This window comes from Sphingopyxis granuli NBRC 100800 (assembly GCF_001591045.1).
In the GTDB taxonomy this organism is placed as follows: Bacteria; Pseudomonadota; Alphaproteobacteria; order Sphingomonadales; family Sphingomonadaceae; genus Sphingopyxis; species Sphingopyxis granuli.
Map to the genome: position 1 here is coordinate 38,209 of NZ_BCUA01000007.1, position 15,098 is coordinate 53,306.

Here is a 15,098-nt window from a genome sequence, read left to right on the forward strand (position 1 = left end):
TCGCTTGAGCGGACCGTAATCCGGAGAGGCCGGCGTTTTCCCCGACGCCGGTGGGAGAGGACGATGACCAGCATCGCTGGCGAGCAGCAACTGCTCTGGCGTCGGATCGGACGGGTCCGGTGCCCGTTCGTATGCCTGATCGGCGTCCCTTCCCCAACCACAAATCAGATTTGGGCGACCCGCAACCGCGGGATCGAAAATGGGAGGATATAAATGAAGTTCAACGCACTGATCGGAACGTCCATCCTGGCCATGACGGTGGCGACACCGGCCTATGCGCAGAGCGGTTCCACGACCGACGCGTTCGGCGGCGAGATCGTCGTCACCGCGCAGCGCCAGTCCGAACGCCTGCAGGACGTGCCGATCGCGGTCAGCGCCTTCTCGTCGGAAGCGCTCGAGGCGCAGCAGATCAAGACGCCGTCGGACCTTCAACTCACGCTGCCGAACGTCACCTTCACCAAGACAAACTTCACCGGCGCAAGCTTCACCATCCGCGGCATCGGCGACCTGTGCGTCGGCACGACCTGCGACAGCGCGACCGCGATCCATTTGAACGGCGACCCGCTGTTTTCGACCCGCCTGTTCGAAACCGAATTCTTCGACCTCGAACGCGTCGAGGTGCTGCGCGGGCCGCAGGGCACGCTGTTCGGCCGCAACGCGACCTCGGGCGTGGTCAACGTGATCACCGCCAAGCCGAAGCTCGGCGTGTTCCAGGCGTCGGCCGAAGCCGAATATGGCAATTATGACTCGATCAAGGGCAAGGCGATGGTCAACATCCCCCTTGGCGACACCGCGGGCATCCGCGTCGCGGGCATCTACCTCAACCGCGACGGCTACACCAAGAACACCTTCCTCAATACCCGCATCGACGACCGCGACCTCTACTCGGTCCGCGGCTCGCTGCGCTGGGAGCCGTCGTCCGACACCACGATCGACCTGATGGGGTCGTATTTCCACGAACGCGACCAGCGCACGCGCATCCAGAAACAGCTTTGCCAATATGACCCGACAGGCATCCTCGGCTGTCTGAACAACCGGCTCGACGCGTCGCCGTTCAACGGCAATGCGACCTTCACCGCCGCACTGACGTCAAAGGAATTCCTGGCAACGCAGGGCATTCCGGCCGCCTTCGCGCTTGGCAGCATTTACGGCCCCAACGTCTATGGCAATACGTCGATTTCGAGCGACCCGCGCGAGGTAAAGACGGCCTTCACGCCGTCCTATTTCACCAGCGAACTGATCCTCCAGGGCCAGATCGAACATAATTTCGGCCCGGTCGCCTTGCAGGTGTCCGGCCAGTATCAGAAGGTCAAGCTCGAGGCGCAGCAGGATTACAACAGCAATATCGGCGACCGCTCACTCTATGCGGGGGCCTTGAACACGTTGGCTTTCTTTGCCGCCAACGGTATTCCGACCGGCCTGCCGGCGCCTGCTCCGGCGTTTGTTCCTGGCTCTGCAGCCTATTTCGCGCCCGTAGCCGCAGCCCTGATTCCGAACGGTCCAAACGGCGTTCTTTGCACTTCGCAGTCCGACGATACGGGACGCGGCGTGTTTGGCGGCAACGGCATCTGCAGCGATCAGTCGCTGCAATTCGATCGATCGAACCAGTATAACAGCAGTTGGTCGGGGGAAGCCATCCTGTCCAGCGACCTTGATGGTCCGTTCAACTTCCTGCTCGGCGGCATCTATGCCGATTATCACCTGACCGAGAACAGCTATTATGTGAACGCCTTCCCGATCGATTATCTCGCGGGTGTGCTGGGAGCGTTCTCGTCCTTTAAGGCGGGATTGCCGCCGTCGGTGCTGGGTCAGCCCTTCTTCCGCAACAACACGGATGATTTGAAGATCAAATCCTACGGTCTTTTCGGGGAAGCCTATGTCGAGTTCAGCGATCGGCTGAAACTGACCCTCGGCCTGCGCTACAACAACGACAAGAAGAGCGTCCGCACACGGTCGCTGCTCGCCAGTTCGAACGGCAATATCTTCGCACCCCACAGCTTTGCCGGCGATCTGTTCGACACACCCTATGGCGCCCTTTTCGATGGCGACAGCGCGACGCCCTGTACCCAGACGTTGCCCGATGGCAGCACGGCTTTCATGGATGGCACCCCCGCTACTCCGGTGGGCGCGGTCGGATCGAAACCGGGATGCGAAGCCTATCAGAGCCGCAGCGTCTCCTATAACAAGCTGACTGGCCGCGCGGTGATCGACTTCAAGATCACCGAGGACAATCTGATCTATGCCTCCTATTCGCGGGGCTATAAATCGGGCGGCATCAACCCGCCGCTGCAGCCGGTCTTCGCGGTGCCCGAATCGTTCAAGCCCGAACAGGTCGACGCGTTCGAAATCGGGTCGAAGAACAGCTTCGGCAACGGCGCACTGCAGCTCAACGCGACGGCCTTCTACTACAAGTACAAGGATCTCCAGCTCAGCAAGATCGTCGCCCGTACCGCGGTCAACGACAACGTCAGCGCCGACATCTACGGCTTCGAAATCGAAGGCATGGTGCGGCCCGACCCGAACTGGCTGATCAACCTCGGCTTCAGCTACCTGCATACGAAGGTGACCGAAGACAAGCTCACCAGCAACCCGCGCGATTTCGGCGGCGGCCGAGCCGATGCCGTCATCATCAAGGACATCACCAACGGTGCGAACTGCGCGGTTTCGTCGACTTCGGGCAACGTCACCGGTGTCAACGCCTTCGTCAACACGGTGAACAACGTCATCAACGCCGGCCTCGTCCCCGGCCTCGCCGCCGGCGCTGGCTTGCAGGGAACGACGACCTTCCCGGCAGACGGAGGCATCGCTTCGACCGGTGCTTTCGGCATTTGCGGCGTGCTTGGCGCCGCTGCCAGCGGCGCCTTCGCGGGGGCCGGTCTCGACCCGGCGGCGTTCGGCGGGATCGAATATCATTCGGCCGGCGTCAATGTGAACCTGAAGGGCAACAAGCTGCCGCAGGCGCCGAACTATAAGTTCAGCGCTGGCGTGCAATATACCGCGCACCTCGGCGACAGCGACATGACGCTCGTCCCGCGCTTCGACCTCGCCTACACCGGCGACAGCTATGGCAGCATCTTCAACGGCAACGTCAACAAGATCAAAGGCTATGCCCAGGTCAACGCGCAGCTTCAGCTGAACGGAGCCGAGGACAAATGGTTCGTGAAGGGGTTCATCCAGAACGTCTTCGACGTGAATAGCGTCACCGGTCTCTACATCACCGACCAGTCGTCGGGTAACTACACCAACATCTTCACCCTCGAACCGCGGCGCTACGGCATCGCGGCGGGCGTGCGGTTCTAACCAGCCCAAATAGGCAAAAAAAGCCCCGGCCTCTCGAACGAGAGGCCGGGGTTTCTTTTGTCCATCGTCGAAGGACGGGCGCGGACGCCCGCCTTCCGATCAGAATTTGAAGCGCGCGGTCACACCGTAGGTCCGCGGCTGGCTGGGATAGCCCGAGACGCTGCCCGACTGCGCGACGGCGTTGAAGATCGTCGTCAGATAGCGCGCATTGGTCAGATTGCGGCCCCACACGCCGAGTTCGAGGCCGTTGGTCAGCGCGACGGTGAAGGACGCGTTGAGCTGGTTGACCTCGCGCTTCAGATTCTGCGCGACGCTCGCCGGCAGGGCGGCGAGGCCGTCGACGATCTGCGTCGGGCTTTCATACTGATAGTCGACATGCGCGATCGCCCGCGTCCCGCCCGCGAATTCGTGGGTGTAGGTGCCGCCCGCCGACACCGACAGGTCGGGGATGCCCGCGGGCTTCATGCCCGACAGGTCGCCGAACGCCGAGGCGACGAAGCTGTCGTATTTGGCGTCGAGATAGGTGACGGCGAGGTTCAGGTTGAGTCCGCGAACCGGCCGCACCGATCCGTCGAACTCGATCCCGAAGGTCGACTGCTTGCCGGCGTTGGCGAGCGCGAAGCCGGTGCCGGTGAAGACGTTCGACTGGAACCCCTTGATCGACTGCTTGAACACCGCGAGGTTCAGCGCCGCGACCGACCAGTTGGCCTTCAGCCCCGCCTCATAGACTTCCGATTCCTCGGGCGCCGCGAAGCGCGTGCCCGCCACCAGGTTCGGTGTCGCGAGGCCGCCCGCGACGATCGCGGGCAGGTCCGCCGCCAGTGGGCGGCTGTCGCGCGACAGGTTGACCGAGGCGGCCTTGAAGCCGGTCGCATAGGTCGCATAGACGTTGACCGTGTCGGTCAGTTCATAGGACAGACGCGCGCTCCACGAAAAATCACCATCGCTGACCCGGCCCGGCTCGACGCTGTTCGGAACGTCGAGGAAAGGCGGCAGGAACTGAAAATCCTTGAGGCCGGCGAGGGGGTTCGCGCTACTGCCATCGGGCAGGATCAGCGTCGGATTCGCCGCGAGGAAAGCGGCGGTCGCCGGATCCACCCCACTGCTGACAAGCACGAATTCACGGAACGGCGTATAGGCGGCCGCGTCGAGGTCGATCCCCGAAAAGACGTCGGTGCTGGTGACGTTGGTCGTGAAGCGCTTCTTGTCCTTCGTATAGTTGCCGCCGAGCGTCAGCGTCAGCCGGTCGCTGATCCCGAAATCGAGCGTGCCGAAGATCGACCAGGCGGTGTTCTTCATCCGGTAACGTTCATCCATGCCGTCGCCGGCGTGGAAGAAGGAATCGTTCGGCGCACCCAGCGCGGCCTCGAGCGTCGGAACGTCCAGCAGCCCGCCGCTGGCCGCCTGGATCAGCGCGTTGCCATAGGGACGGAAGTCGTCGCCGAAATAGATCTGACTGTGCTGCCGAATCTTCTCGTGGAAATAATAGCCGCCGATCAGAAAGTTGACCGGCCCGTCGAAGTCCGACGTCAGCCGCAGTTCCTGAGTGAACGTGTTGATCGCGGTATCGTCCGATTTCTGCCCGATCAGGTCGGCGCCCGAGAAATCCGAATCCTGATTGGTGTCGGCGCGCACCTCGCGATAGGCGGTGATCGAGGTCAGCGCGAGCGCGCCGAGATCATAGTCGATCTGCGCCGATCCGCCGTAATTCTCGATCTCGTTCGACGACAGGAAATTATTGTAGACGTGATAGGAAAAGGGATTGGCGGCATCGACGCTCGTCCCGCCCGCCAGCAGGTCGGTGATCGCGACCGTCGGCCCGGCGATGACGTTCGCCGCAATGCAGCAATTCTCGTCGATCTTGTCGTAATCGCCGATCAGGCGGATCGACAGCGCTTCGGTCGGTTCGAACAGCAACTGCCCGCGCACACCCCAGCGGTTGCGGTCGTTGACGTCCTTGCCCAGCCGCAAATCCTGCGCATAGCCGTCGCGGCGGTTGAAATTGCCGCCGAGCGAGAAAGCGACATTTTCACCGATCGGGCCGGTGACATTGCCCTTCACCGTGATCGCGTCGTAATTGCCGTAGGTCGCCTCGACCGAGCCGCCGAAATCATATTGCGGCTTTTGCGTGACGATGCTGATGACGCCCGCCGAGGCGTTCTTGCCGAACAGCGTCGATTGCGGACCGCGCAGCACCTCAACGCGTTCGAGGTTGGGCAGGTCGCCGATCTGCGCCGCCGAACGCGAGCGATAGACACCGTCGATGAAGACGCCGACCGACGGCTCGATGCCGGGGTTGTTGGCACCGTTGCCGAAACCGCGGATGATGAAATTGGTATTGGCGCTCGACTGAAGCTGCGCCACGCGCAGGCTGGGCACCGCCGATTGCAGGTCGATGAGGTCGCGGATCTGCGAATTTTCGATGTCGGCCGCCGAGGCCACCGACACGGCGATCGGCGTATCCTGCAGCGTCTGCGACCGCTTGCTCGCGGTGACGATGATCTCGTTGCCGTAATCATTATCGCCGGCACCCGTGTTCTGGGCAGCGGCGATGGCGGGGGTCGCGGCGGCGCACAGCATCGTGGCGCCCAGCAGCATGTTGCGCAAGGTCATGATTCTCTCTCCGACCCGCGAAGCGCAGCCCACAGGGGCCTGAGGAGGGGATGCTCCGGGGGTGCCAGTGGCCCTAGCGCGCCGCCGGACACCGTCAACGCGGAGAAAGAAAAACCTTGGCTTTTCCGTCCGATAGTGGCCGAAAAGCAACAGTCCCCGTGCGAGACCCCCTACAGCCGTCCGCTGAACAGGCCGGAAACCGGCGCCATGATGAGGCTGAGCAGCAGCGCGACCACGATCGCGGCGATGATGACGACGGCGGTATAGCCCAGCGCCTTCGCTTCCGGCGCCCGCATCAGCTTTGGCAGCCCGAGGTAGAGCAGATACAGGCTGTAGAGGCCGAGCAGCATCAGCACGGCGAGCGCCGGGACGAGGCCGAAGATTCCGGCCACCCAACTCGCGGTTGCCGAATAGGCGGCGACCTTGAACGCCTGCACGCGATTGGGCGTCGCGTCGAAGGTCGGCGCGAGGGCGTCGATGATCAGCGCCAGCACAAACACGCCGACCAGCGCCGCGCCATATTGGACGAGCGCGGTGCCGAGCGCCGCGCCGACTGACGGCCGAAATGTGAAGCCCATCGCCGAATAGCCGAAGACGGTCGACCCGATGAAGTGGGCGACGGCGGGAATCGCCGCGAGCGGCAAGACATGGCGGCGATAGATGTCGCCGATCGTGTCCGCCTCCGTATCGATCTTCGCCCATTCCTCCGCCGGACGCAGAAGAATGCCCCTCACGCGCGCGACGAGCGCCGGCTTGCCATCATTCGCTGTCATCTTCCTCTCCCCATTTCGCGGCTTTCGACGGAGCCATATGCGGGATTCCGGCCCGTCGCCGCTGTGCTCCATAGCACAGGGACGGCGGAAACGGGAAAGACGCGTCCGGGGCTACTCGAACCGGCCGCCGCGCCCGGCACCATCGGCGAAGCGGCCGGCGCCGGCCTTCGCCTCGGCGCGCAGCGGCTTTTCGCCCTCGCGTCCCTCGAACCGCAGCGCCTCGGCCAGGTCGAAGTCCCATTGGCGATAGGCCGACGCCCGGTCGGTGCGCATGCACAGCGCCGGAAAGCGCGCGATCTCCGCCGCCAGCGCCTGCGCGGCCGACAGCGCGGCACCGTCCGGCACGACGCGGCTGGCCAGTCCCATCGCCAATGCCTCGTCCGCCGCGACCGACCGCCCGGTCAGGATCATGTCGAGCGCCCGCCCCTGACCGACGACGCGCGGCAGGCGCACCGTGCCGCCGTCGATCAGCGGCACGCCCCAGCGGCGGCAGAAGACGCCGAAGGTCGCGCTTTCGGCGGCGACGCGCAGATCGCACCACAGCGCGAGTTCGAGCCCGCCCGCGACCGCATAGCCCTCGACCGCGGCAATCACCGGCTTCGACAGCAGCATCCGCGTCGGCCCCATCGGCCCGTCGCCCTCGGGCTCGTAGCGGCGTTCGCCCTGCCCCACCGCCTTCAGGTCGAAACCGGCGCAGAAATGGCCGCCCGCCCCGGTCAGCACCGCGACCGCGCTGCCGTCGTCGGCCTCGAAATCGGCGAATGCGGCGCGCAACGCGTCGGCGGTCGCCGGGTCGACCGCGTTGCGGCACGCGGGCCGGTCGATGGTGACGGTGCGCACCGCGCCGTCGTTCGTGACGCGGACCGTCATGCCGCGGGCATCGCGCGGTCGACGATCATACGCGTGTCGATCGCGGCATCGAAGGCGCCATAGGCGCTGCCACGCGGGATCAGCCGCAGGCGGCAGAAAGCCTCCGCGAGCGGGTTGCCCTGGCCGATCAGCACCGCCGCCTGCGCCGCGAGCGCGAGCCGCTCGATCAGCAGCCGCGCGGTGCCTTCGTGCGCGGCGCGCAGGTCGATCGCGTCGATCCAGCGATCATAGGCGCCGTCGTGCCCGCGCTGCGCCGCCAGAAAGGCGTGCAATGCCTCGACCCCGTCGGGTTCGCGCGCGATGGCGCGCAGCAGGTCGAGCGCGATGACGTTGCCCGACCCTTCCCAGATCGCGTTGAGCGGCGACTGGCGGAACAGGCGCGGCATCGGCCCCGCCTCGATATAGCCGGCACCGCCATGCGCCTCCATCGCTTCATAGACGAGGCCGGGCGCGCGCTTGCACACCCAATATTTGGCGACGGGGGTCAGCAGCCGCGCGAGGGGATCGTCCGCATCGAACGCCTGCGCCAGCCGGAAGCCGAGCGCCGTCGCCGCCTCGCTTTCGACCGCAAGGTCGGCGAGCACCGCCGCCATCGCCGGCTGGTCGATCAGGCGGCGCTGGAAGGCTGAGCGGTTCGCGGTGTGCCACAACGCCTGCGCGAGCGCGCCGCGCATCTGCTGCGCCGATCCGACGACGCAGTCGAGCCGCGTGTGCTGGACCATCTGGATGATCGTCGCCACCCCGCGCCCTTCGGGCCCCAGCCGCTGCGCCAGCGCGCCATGATATTCGATTTCGGACGAGGCGTTCGACCGGTCGCCCATCTTGTCCTTGAGCCGCATGACGCGAAAGCCCGCGTTGCGCGTCCCGTCGGGCAGCCACCGCGGCACGAGGAAGCAGGTCAGCCCGCCCCCCGCATAGGCGAGCGTCAGGAAGGCGTCGCACATCGGCGCCGAACAGAACCATTTGTGCCCCGTGAGGCTGTACCAGCCCTCCTCGCCCGTCGGCTCGGCGCGCGTCGTGTTGGCGCGCACGTCGCTGCCGCCCTGCTTCTCGGTCATCGTCATGCCGATCGTCACCCCCGCCTTTTCGGCGGCGGGGCGGACCGCCGGGTCATAGCGGCCGGCGGCGATGCGCGGCACCCACATATCGGCGACCGCCGGCTCGGCACGCAGCGCAGGCACTGCGGCATAGGTCATCGTCATCGGACAGCTCGTCCCCGAATCGGCCTGCCCGGTCAGGAAGAGGATCGCCGAATGCAGCGCATGTCCGTGCGCGCTGCCGTCCCACGCGGCCGACGCGAAGCCGCTGTCGAGCCCCAGCCGCATCAGTTCGTGATAGGCGGGATGGAAACGCACTTCATCGACGCGGTGACCGTAGCGGTCGAACGTTTCGAGCACCGGCACCTGCCGGTTCGCCTCGACGCCCCATTCGATCACCTTGGCCGAGCCGCAGCGCTGCCCCAGCGCCGCCAGCCGTTCGGCATGGCCCGCCGCCCCCGCCTGCGTCACCGCATCGACCAGCGCGCGGTCGCCGGTGAACAGGTTCGTGTTTTCGAGCGGCGGCGGCTGGTTGAACACCTCATGCGTGTCGAGCCGGTCGATCGGGCGGATGGCGGTCATCGTCTGTCTCCTCAATCTTCGGCCGGCAGGCGCTTCGACACCTGGCTCGCGATCGGATCGCCGCTGTCGCGCTCGGCCACCGCCTGCTTGAAGCCGACCTCCTGCGCGCGCTCGCGGAACCATATACCCTCTGGCGAATGGCGCGAAACGCCGTCGAACAGCGTCGCGAACATCTGCGTGTTATTGAGGCCCATATTGTCATAGGCCTGATTGACGACGGTCTTCGTCATCATCAACTGGTTGCGGGGCACGCCGCGCAGCCGCCCCGCCAGCCGCTCGACCGCATCGTCGAGTTCCGCCTCGGGCACCGCCTCCAGCGCCAGGCCGATGCGCGCCGCCTCGCGTCCGTCGATCAGGTCGCCGGTCATCATCATCCGCTTCGCCATCTGCGGCCCCAGCCGATAGACCCACATCGCCGGCGTCGGCACGCCCCAGACGCGCGCGGGCGGATAGCCGATGCGTGCATCCTCCGCCATGATCAGGAAGTCGCAGCACAGCGCGATGTCCGATCCGCCCGCGACCGCAGCGCCGTGGACGCGCGCGATCGTCGGCTTGGTCGCGCGCCACAGCGCCATGAAATCCTGCGTGTTGCGCCACATCATCTGGAAATCGAGCGTCGGGTCCCACGGCATGTCCTGCGACCCGCTGATCTCTCCCTTGCGCTCGGCATAATGCTTGAGGTCATAGCCGCCGCAAAAGCCCGGCCCCGCGCCGCGCACGACGATGACATGAACGTCGGGGTCGGCCTCCGCCTTCTCGACCGCGGCGCGGATCTCGCGCGGCATGCCGTGCGCGATCGCGTTGAAATATTCGGGCCGGTCGAGCGTGATCGTCGCGACCCGGTTGTCGGTCGTATAGGACAGGGTTTCGAAACGCATGGTCAAATCTCCTCGGGGAGGTGGACCGCGCCCATGGCGAGCGCGGCGGCGATTTCAGCGGCGTCGAGGCCGGCGGCGGCGAGGATGGCGCGGCCATGTTCGCCGACCCGCGGCGCATGGGCATCGGTCGCCGCCCGCGCGCCGTCGAAGCGTGCGACCGCGCGGGCGCGGCGCACCGGTCCCGCCTGCGGATGGTCGGTCAGCGCGACGAAATCGTCGTGGGCGAGCTGCGCATGCCCCGGCAGCGCCGCCGAGCGGTTGGCGACGCCGCACGGCACCCCCGCCTCGGCCAACCGCTCGACCGCCTCGGCCGTCGTCATCGCCGCGACGCGCGGGGCCGAAAAGGCGCGCAGATCGTCCCAGTTGAGGAAACGCGTCGCCATGTCGGCATAGCGCGGATCGGACAGCAGCTCGGGTGCGCCGATCGCCCGCGCCCAGCCTTCGAACTCCGATTGCGACAGCATGACGACGACGATCCATCCGTCCGCCGTCGCCCAGGGACGATAGACCGCGGCGATGTTCGGCATCCGCGACGGCGCGTCGGGAAAGACTTCGGCCCCGTGCAGGTCGATCCAGCCATAAGCGACCGCCGCTTCGAGCATCGAGATATCGACCACCGTCCCCTCGCCGCTGCGCCCGCGCGCGACGAGCGCCGCGGTCGCAGCTTGCGCGGCATAGAGACCCGCCGTCTTGTCGCAGATCCACTGCGGCGCCAGCGTCGGCTCGCCGCTGTCGTCCCAGCTCACCATCCCCGATTCGGCCTGGATGATCGGGTCATAGGCGCGGGTGCCGCACATCGGCCCATCTTGCCCGAAACCGCTGATCCGCGCGATCACCAGATCGGGGCGGAGCGCGTGCAGTGCCGCGATGCCCAGCCCCAGCCGTTCCATCACCCCCGGCCGGAAATTGTGTATCAGCAGGTCGGCATGCGGAACGAGGCGGCAGAGCAGAGCGCGGCCCTCGGTGCGGGCAAGGTCGAGCGCGATCGATTGTTTTCCTGCGTTGAGCGCGACGTGCGCCGAACTGAACCCCGGCGCCGCGATCGCGCCCAGCAGGCGCGCCCGGTCGCCCTCGGGCGGTTCGATCTTCCACACGCGCGCACCCTGCTGCGCCATGATCTGCGTCGCGAGCGGTCCCGCGACAACGCTGGTCAGATCGATTACCGTGATGCCTTCGAGGGGCAGCATCTTCCTCTCCTCCATTATTTATTGCACAATAAGTCGGATATGGACGCAGAACGCAACATAATAATCGCTGGCGGCGGCACGATGAGCGCACGGATGCTGATCCTCGACCTGCTCGACACCGGCGAGCCGCCGGCCTTCTCGGTCGGCGAACTGGTGCGGGCGGGTGCCGCCTTCGGCATCGAGGCCCCGGGAATCCGCACCGCGCTGACGCGCCTCAAGACCGAGGACCGGGTGCGCGCGATCGCGCGGGGCCGTTACACGATCGGTTCGGGCGGCGCACCGCTCCAGCAGCTCATCCTGGGCTGGCGGACGCGGCTCGACCTGCGGCGGGCGTGGGGCGGCGGCTGGCTGCTGGCGATCGCGGGGCCGCTGGAACGCGCCGACCGGACGGCGTGGCGCCGCACGCTGCGCGCGCTGGACCTCGAAGGCTTTGCCGAGGCCGAAACGAACGTCTGGGCGCGCCCCGACAATCTGGAAGGCGGCGCCGAGGGGGCGCGGCAAAGGCTGGCGACGCTCGACGCGGCCGCATCGCTGTGCGTCGTCGAGGCGGCGGGGCTCGACGCGGGGCGCGCGGAACGCTTCCCGACGCTGTGGCCCGCCGACGCCCGGCGCGCGGCCTATCTGGAACTGGCCGGGGCGCTCGACCGCAGCGGCGCGCGCATCGACGCCATGCCGCTACACGCCGCGGCGGCGGAGACGCTGCTGCTCGGACGGCAGGCGATCCGCGCCATCATGCGCGATCCGCTGCTTCCCGACGCGTTCGGCCCGGCCGACGGCCTGTCGCGCCTGATCGAGGCGATGAACCGCTACGACCGCGTCGGCAAGGCGATCTGGCAAGCCTATTTGCGAGGATAAAGCGCGGCGCCTTTAGCCGCGCCTTTATCTGCATCGTCTCAAATCCGTTGGGACGGTAATTTGGATACTAATGCATGATTGTCTTGGCTCGCAAAGCCGCGTGCTCCCGCGAATGCGGAAGTCCAGAGCTTCGAAGAGCCAAGGGCGGCGCCACATCGCTCTGGGTCCCCGCCTGCGCGGGGACACGACATGGTTCATCCAAACATGATCACGCTCCAAACTCGACACATCAGCCCGCGACCTCGCGGCGGCGCACCATGTCGAGCGCGACGTCGACGATCATGTCCTCCTGACCGCCGACCATCTTGCGGCGGCCGAGTTCGACGAGGATCGCGCGCGTGTCGAGTCCGTGGTCGGCGGCGGCCTTTTCGGCGTGACGCAGGAAGGAGGAATAGACCCCGGCATAGCCGAGGGTCAGCGTCTCGCGATCGACGCGCACCGGGCGGTCCTGCAACGGGCGCACCAGTTCCTCAGCGGCGTCCATCAGCGCGAACAGGTCGCAGCCATGGTTCCAGCCATAGACGTCGGCGGCGGCGATGAAGACCTCCAGCGGCGCATTGCCCGCCCCCGCGCCCATGCCGGCAAGGCTGGCGTCGACGCGGATCGCACCGTTCTGCACCGCGACGATGCTGTTCGCGACGCCGAGGCTGAGATTGTGGTGCGCGTGGACGCCGCGCTGCGTCTCGGGCTTCAGCACGCGGTCATAGGCGGCGAGCCGCGCCGCATAGCCGTCCATCGTCAGCGCACCGCCCGAATCGGTGACATAGACGCAATGCGCGCCATAGCTTTCCATCAGCTTCGCCTGGCCCGCCAGCGCTTCGGGCTCGGACATATGGCTCATCATCAGAAAGCCCGCGACGTCCATACCGATGCCGCGCGCGAACCCGATATGCTGCTTTGCGACGTCGGCCTCGGTGCAATGCGTCGCGATGCGGACCGATCGCACGCCCATTTCATAGGCGTGCTTCAGATCGTGGATCGTCCCGATGCCGGGGAGAAGCAAGGTCGTGAGCACGCTATGCTCCAGCACCTCGGCCACTGCGCCGATCCAGTCCCAGTCGGTATGCGCGCCGAAGCCATAGTTGAAGCTCGATCCTTGCAGGCCATCGCCGTGCGACACCTCGATCGCGTCGACCTTCGCAGCGTCGAGCGCCCGCGCGATCGCGCGCACATGGTCGAGGCCGTACTGGTGGCGGATCGCATGCATCCCGTCGCGCAGCGTCACGTCCTGGATATAGAGCTTTGTGGTGATGGGGTCGAAGCTCATGCCGCCATCCTTTCGGCGATCTTCTCGGCGGTCTTCAGCGCCGCCGAGGTCATGATGTCGAGATTGCCCGCGTAAGCCGGCAGATAATGCGCCGCCCCCTCGACCTCCAGAAAGACGCTGACCTTCAAGCCCGTGAAGCTGCCGCCCATTTCCGGAATGGTCAGCGGCGCGTTGCCGCCGATGCTTTCGAACTGCACCGCCTGCTTCAGCCGGTATCCGGGGACATAGCTCTGCACCTCGGCCACCATGGCCTCGACCGACCGGCGGATCGCGTCGCGGTCGCCGTCGTCGCACAGGCAATAGACGGTGTCACGCATGATCAGCGGCGGTTCGGCGGGGTTGAGGACGATGATCGCCTTGCCGCGCGCCGCACCGCCGACCTCGACGATCGCCTGGCTCGTCGTCTCGGTGAACTCGTCGATATTGGCGCGGGTGCCGGGGCCGGCGCTCTTCGACGCGATGGACGCCACGATTTCTCCATAATGCACCTTCGCCACCCGATTCACCGCCGCGACGATCGGGATCGTCGCCTGCCCACCGCACGTCACCATGTTGACGTTCGGCGCATCCAGATGCGCATCGCCGTTCACCGGCGGGATCGTGTACGGCCCGACCGCCGCCGGCGTCAGGTCGATCACCCGCTTGCCGTGGGCGACCAGCACCTCGCTATGCCGCTGGTGCGCACCTGCGGAGGTCGCATCGAAGACGATGCCGATGTCGGCAAAGCCCGGCATCGCGACGAGCCCGTCGAGTCCCTCGGCAGTAATCGGCACGCCGAGCCGCTCGGCGCGTTTCAGGCCGTCGGATTCGGGATCGATGCCGACGAACGCCCCCATTTCCAGTCCCTTCGACAGGCGCATGATCTTGATCATCAGGTCGGTGCCGATATTGCCCGACCCGATGATCGCCACTTTGGTTTTCGCCATCATCTCAGTTCCCGTAGGTGAAGCGGCATTCGCCGATGCCCGCGACGCGCGCGATCACCGCGTCGCCGGGCGTCAGCGCGACCATCGGCCCCAGCGCGCCGGCGAGCAGGATGTCGCCCGCCTTCAGCGGCTCGCCGCGCGCCGCCAGCGTCCGCGCCAGCCATGCGGCGGCGTTGAGCGGATTGCCGAGCGCCGCGGCGCCGACCCCGGTCGAGGCGACCGCGCCATTGACGGTCATTTCCATCGCCGCGCCTTCGAGGTCGAGCCCGGCGAGCGGCCGCCCAGCGTCGGCGAGCAGGAAGAAGGCCGACGATCCATTGTCGGCGACCGTGTCGGCAAAGCTGATCTTCCAGTCGGCGATGCGGCTGTCGACGATCTCGATCGCCGCATGGACGCGTGCGACTGCCGCCGCCGCCTGTTCCGCCGTCGTCGCCGGGTCGGGCAGGTCGGCGCCGAGGATGAAGGCGATCTCCGCCTCCGCCTTCGGCTGGATCGCCCGCGCCGGGTCGAGTCGGCCGCCGTCGGCGATGCGCATGTCGTCGAACAGCACCCCGAAATCGGGCTGGTCGACGCCGAGTTGCTGCTGCACCGCCTTCGCCGTCAATCCCGCCTTGCGCCCGACGATGCGCCGCCCCTGCGTTTCCCAGAAGCGCGTGTTGATCGTCTGCACCGCATAGGCGCCGTCGGCATCGGTCGGGTCCAGCCCGTCGCGAAGCGGGGGCACGGTTCCGCCCGTATAGGCGTCGCGCAGCCGCCGCGCGAGGTCTTCGAATGTCGCTGTCATCTCGGTCTCCCTGCGCGCCTGCTATC

At 66.6% G+C, this 15,098-nt stretch carries 11 protein-coding genes; 2 read left to right on the forward strand and 9 right to left on the reverse strand.

The window, feature by feature from the left end:
• The first annotated feature begins 213 nt into the window (after nucleotides 1-213).
• Complete coding sequence (locus SGR02S_RS03265) at nucleotides 214-3,300, forward strand: TonB-dependent receptor (RefSeq protein ID WP_156482952.1); 3,087 nt, start codon at nucleotides 214-216, stop codon at nucleotides 3,298-3,300.
• Nucleotides 3,301-3,399: 99 nt separating this feature from the next.
• Here the strand turns inward: SGR02S_RS03265 and SGR02S_RS03270 are convergent, their stop codons facing one another.
• The 6 genes from SGR02S_RS03270 to SGR02S_RS03295 form a co-directional block, all read right to left on the reverse strand.
• Nucleotides 3,400-5,913 (reverse strand): TonB-dependent receptor, encoded by a 2,514-nt coding sequence (locus SGR02S_RS03270; protein ID WP_067105620.1) that lies wholly within the window; start codon nucleotides 5,911-5,913, stop codon nucleotides 3,400-3,402.
• Nucleotides 5,914-6,083: 170 nt separating this feature from the next.
• Nucleotides 6,084-6,686, reverse strand: coding sequence for a Yip1 family protein (locus tag SGR02S_RS03275; protein WP_067105622.1), 603 nt, complete (start codon nucleotides 6,684-6,686; stop codon nucleotides 6,084-6,086).
• 111 nt (nucleotides 6,687-6,797) lie between these two features.
• Nucleotides 6,798-7,556, reverse strand: a complete 759-nt coding sequence (locus SGR02S_RS03280) for a crotonase/enoyl-CoA hydratase family protein (RefSeq protein WP_067105624.1) — start codon at nucleotides 7,554-7,556, stop codon at nucleotides 6,798-6,800.
• Nucleotides 7,553-9,175 (reverse strand): acyl-CoA dehydrogenase family protein, encoded by a 1,623-nt coding sequence (locus SGR02S_RS03285; protein WP_067105626.1) that lies wholly within the window; start codon nucleotides 9,173-9,175, stop codon nucleotides 7,553-7,555. The genes SGR02S_RS03280 and SGR02S_RS03285 overlap by 4 nt, the downstream gene beginning before the upstream one ends.
• Before the next feature lie 11 nt (nucleotides 9,176-9,186).
• Nucleotides 9,187-10,053 carry a crotonase/enoyl-CoA hydratase family protein gene (locus SGR02S_RS03290; RefSeq protein ID WP_067105628.1) on the reverse strand — a complete coding sequence of 289 codons (867 nt, stop codon included), beginning with the start codon at nucleotides 10,051-10,053 and terminating at the stop codon, nucleotides 9,187-9,189.
• A 2-nt stretch (nucleotides 10,054-10,055) separates the two neighbouring features.
• Entirely contained in the window at nucleotides 10,056-11,240 is a 1,185-nt protein-coding gene (locus tag SGR02S_RS03295; RefSeq protein WP_067105630.1) for a CaiB/BaiF CoA transferase family protein, read from the reverse strand.
• A gap of 39 nt (nucleotides 11,241-11,279) precedes the next feature.
• On the opposite strand from SGR02S_RS03295, the gene SGR02S_RS03300 reads away from it, so the two are divergent.
• On the forward strand, nucleotides 11,280-12,095 hold the full coding sequence (locus tag SGR02S_RS03300) for a hypothetical protein (RefSeq protein WP_234002592.1): 816 nt from the start codon (nucleotides 11,280-11,282) through the stop codon (nucleotides 12,093-12,095).
• Nucleotides 12,096-12,324: 229 nt separating this feature from the next.
• On the opposite strand, the gene dmpG is transcribed toward SGR02S_RS03300, so the two are convergent.
• From dmpG to SGR02S_RS03315, 3 genes are read right to left on the reverse strand one after another with little or no spacing between them, the layout of a single operon-like run.
• Entirely contained in the window at nucleotides 12,325-13,362 is a 1,038-nt protein-coding gene (gene dmpG, locus SGR02S_RS03305) for a 4-hydroxy-2-oxovalerate aldolase (RefSeq protein WP_067105634.1), read from the reverse strand.
• Nucleotides 13,359-14,288 (reverse strand): acetaldehyde dehydrogenase (acetylating), encoded by a 930-nt coding sequence (locus SGR02S_RS03310; protein WP_067105700.1) that lies wholly within the window; start codon nucleotides 14,286-14,288, stop codon nucleotides 13,359-13,361. Before SGR02S_RS03310 ends, dmpG begins: the two co-directional genes overlap by 4 nt.
• A 4-nt stretch (nucleotides 14,289-14,292) precedes the next feature.
• The gene (locus SGR02S_RS03315) at nucleotides 14,293-15,072 is read right to left on the reverse strand and encodes a 2-keto-4-pentenoate hydratase (RefSeq protein WP_067105637.1); all 780 of its coding nucleotides are present in this window, start codon (nucleotides 15,070-15,072) and stop codon (nucleotides 14,293-14,295) included.
• Between the last annotated feature and the right edge of the window lie 26 nt (nucleotides 15,073-15,098).